Below are 3,306 nucleotides of genomic sequence, written 5' to 3' on the forward strand. Positions count from 1 at the left end.
CCGCATCGCCTCCGAGCTCGGGGCGGGCGAGGTCGCCGAGGCGGTGCAGGCCTCGTCCGGTGAGGTCGACGCGGTCCGCCGACTCCGGATCGCGCACCCCGGTCTCGGGCTCCGGGACGCGGTCGAACTGGTCCGGCGACACGGCAGCGACGGCCGGAGCGTGGAGGGTCGCAGCAGCGGCAGCGGCTGACCTTCCCGGGTCCATCGAGGCCGACGCGACCTCGGGGTGTGATCGTGACGCAGCCGGAGAGGCTCCTGTCGAGGGACTCGTCGAAGGCCGCTCTAGTGGGGGCTCTCACAAAGGAAAGTTCCATCACTACAGGGGACTTACCCGCAGGCCCGCGCTGTTGCCAGAAAGCGCTCATCTGTTCAGCTTGCGACGCACTAGTCTTGCAGTCATGACCTTGGTGAGCGTGACGACGTCTCGGCCCCGTGCAGGGCGTCGGTTTGAGCCGTCTCACGAGCTCGCGGTCGTCCCCGATGCACTGCACGCTTGCCGCGCCCTCGCTGGGGCCCACCGAGGCATAACGGTGATCGAGGAAATGACCGGTCCGTGGGGCATTCCCGACCTGACAGCGCTGGTGGCGCCGAGAACCAAACTATCCGCGCGAATGGCGCTGCCAATCCCTCCATTGCTGCATGAAGTCGACGCTGGTGTGGTCTCAGTGGCCCATCCGCGCGCGGCAAGATCGCTATCGCAGCTTGCCGCAGCGGTGGGATGGCCGGAAGGAACCGTCCAACGGCGGGTCAGTTCGCTTACACGGGCGGGAGCGCTGATCGAAACGAACACAGGCCGCTATGTGCGTCCGGCGCCGCTCGAACCCGTGGGGCGACTTTACGCTGTGGAAGCGAAAGTGCGAGATTGGCGGAAGGCGCTGCGCCAGGTCCGGTCTTACCGAGTGTGGGCCGACAGCTACGTGTTAGTCATGGGCCATGTCGGCGCGAAGGCACTGGACGAGTTGTTGAGTGAGGTCGCCGCAGACCGCGGAGGGTTAGTCGTAGACGGAACTTGGCTACGGCGTCCATCGGTGAGGCGATTGCCCTCCGCGAAGCGCTTGTGGGCTTCGGAACACGTGGTGGCGGCTCTACAACGCTAGATGTCTGCGAAGGAAACTGACCAGTCGACCGGGTAACGGGCCAGGCCGTCGGGAAGATCATGGCCCGACTCGGCAACAGACGCGATCTCCTGCTACCAGCCTTCGGCTGCACCGTAGAGGTCTAGGCCCGCTGCGAGCGGTGCGACCCATTCCGCGCCGCCGAGCTCGCACGAGGTGAGACGGCTGACCGCCGGCCATTCCGTTAAGGCAGCGACGTAGCGGTCTCGAAGCGTGACGAAGCGGCCCTGATAGTCGTTCGCGGCGAGCAACTGGTCTACCAAGTTGGTCAGGGTCGCGGTGTGAGCCGTATACGCCTCGCGCGGGCCGGGCGCGGGAAGACCTCCGAGCGTTGCGGTTCGCGCCGGATCAGCGCTGTCGAGCAATTGCGCCTCTGCCTTCTTCAACGAGCCGCATAGGCCGTCGAAGGTCGGTCGCTCGTACCAACCGCCGCCGCCGTCTCCGCTGTTCACGCGAGCCGCGAAACTAGGGTAAGAGCACACGCGTTGCCGCTGGTCCCAGCCTGTTCCGAGGCTGAAGGCCCCCGCCGCGATGCCAGGCAGTCCTGCCAAATCTCCATGGGAGACGTGGACCGGCGCGTACTCGGACAGTGCGCGGATAGTGCGGCAGAGCCCGAAGGTTTCCTCGAGCGGCGCCTGCACCGGCAACGAGGAGAGCGGGCGGGCGACCGTGATGAACCACCCGGCCGGATCAAGCTGTGCGAGGGCACCGATGTGCGCATCGAGAGCGTCTCCGCTGCTCCAGAACGGGCTAGTGCCGGCGATGGAGAGCCAGCACACAGGGTCTTGCTTGACGGCTTCGGTCGCTAGCTCGAGAGCGTGCAGACTTGTCTGCGTCTCGCCGTGGTGCAGCAGGATCGTAGGGGCTAAGTGAGTGGCCTGGAGGGCGTCCTGCTGCTCAAACACCAGGCGTACGTGATCTGTGCGATGCGCCGCCGTGGAGAGATCGCCGCGCGATCCGGCCCAGAGGTCGTACTCGTCGTAGTAGCGGAAGTCGCCGACGCCGCCCATCTGCAGGGCATGGGTGATGGCGTCAAACCACACCTCTCCGCCCTTGTCTCGGACCATCGCGGCCATGTCGCCTGCGGAGCGCCGATAAGACTTGCCGACCTTGGGGGTGGCCCACGGAGTGATGACGCAGCCCTGTGCTGTGCTCTGGCTGACGGCCTCAACGATCCACGCGGCGAGGTTGCGAGGACTGTCTTCGATCAGAACGCTCATGTCGCCACATCCTCGATCGCGTCGGCCAATCGGGTCCCGTTGAGATAACGACGCGCAGGTTGGCGGTGCAGACATCGATTTACCAATGCCAGCTGCGGCGTCGTGAGGTCGGGCCTCAGAGTTGCGAGATCGGTGACCGTCCCGGCGCTCAATCGAGCGACATAGTCGGCATCGTCACCTTTCCACGGTACGGGCACGTCGCCAGTGAGGGCTGCGAACATGAGGATGCCGACGCAGTAGACGTCGGATGCGGGAGTGGGTGCGCCGGAGTAGGAGCGCAGGTGCTCGGGGCTTGCGAATCCTGGAGTGCCCGGCTGGCCGGCGACAGTAACGCCTGACAACAGTGTGTGACGAGCGAACCCGAAGTCCATGACCTTGTAGCTGCCATCGGCCAAGTGTCGGACGTTGTTGGCGCTGAGGTCGCGGTGGACGACACCCTTGAGGTGACCCGCGGCGAGACCTCTAGCGACGTGCAGGCCGAGCCGGGAGGTCTCCTCCCAGGACCAAGCGCTGCCGAGCTCACCGCCCAAATCCTGCCCGTCGAGGTGCTCCTCGAGCCACGCGGCACCGACGACGGGATCTCCGAGCCTTACGAGTTCCGAGGCCACCTGTACGACGTGGGGGGAACAAAGAGACGCTAGAAGGACGACTTCACGCTCGGCGCGTTGGAGGGCCTCTGGGGCGCTGGATCCAAGAGCGATCACTTTCATGACCAACGACTCACCCTGACGATCAACGAGACGCACGTCCTTCTGCGCGCCAGGCTTGAGCTCCGAGACCTCAGTGACGCCGAGCAACGTCAAGGCTTGCTGCACCAAGGCAGTGTCGACTGAGCTCATTCACTCAACCTAGGGGGCGCCACGACTAGATGCAGGCATTTCAACCTCAGACTGGGCCGGGTGTCTTGAGCGCGACGCCTTCACGTTGACTAGTGGGCATCTCCGTTAGGGCGTGTCTCCCAATCGGCGTAG

Annotated in this window: 2 protein-coding genes and 1 pseudogene; 1 reads left to right on the forward strand and 2 read right to left on the reverse strand. The window is 65.2% G+C overall.

Annotated features, from left to right (window positions below):
• A pseudogene (locus G6021_RS02815) lies at positions 1-190 on the forward strand (hypothetical protein); the annotation flags it as partial.
• A gap of 999 nt (positions 191-1,189) precedes the next feature.
• Here the strand turns inward: G6021_RS02815 and G6021_RS02820 are convergent.
• Both G6021_RS02820 and G6021_RS02825 read right to left on the reverse strand, forming a co-directional pair.
• Positions 1,190-2,335, reverse strand: a complete 1,146-nt coding sequence (locus G6021_RS02820) for a hypothetical protein (RefSeq protein WP_182640629.1) — start codon at positions 2,333-2,335, stop codon at positions 1,190-1,192.
• Entirely contained in the window at positions 2,332-3,174 is an 843-nt protein-coding gene (locus tag G6021_RS02825; protein WP_182640630.1) for a protein kinase, read from the reverse strand. Before G6021_RS02825 ends, G6021_RS02820 begins: the two co-directional genes overlap by 4 nt.
• Positions 3,175-3,306: the final 132 nt, after the last annotated feature.

This window comes from Dietzia sp. CW19 (genome assembly GCF_014145265.1).
GTDB classification, from domain to species: domain Bacteria; phylum Actinomycetota; class Actinomycetes; order Mycobacteriales; family Mycobacteriaceae; genus Dietzia; species Dietzia natronolimnaea.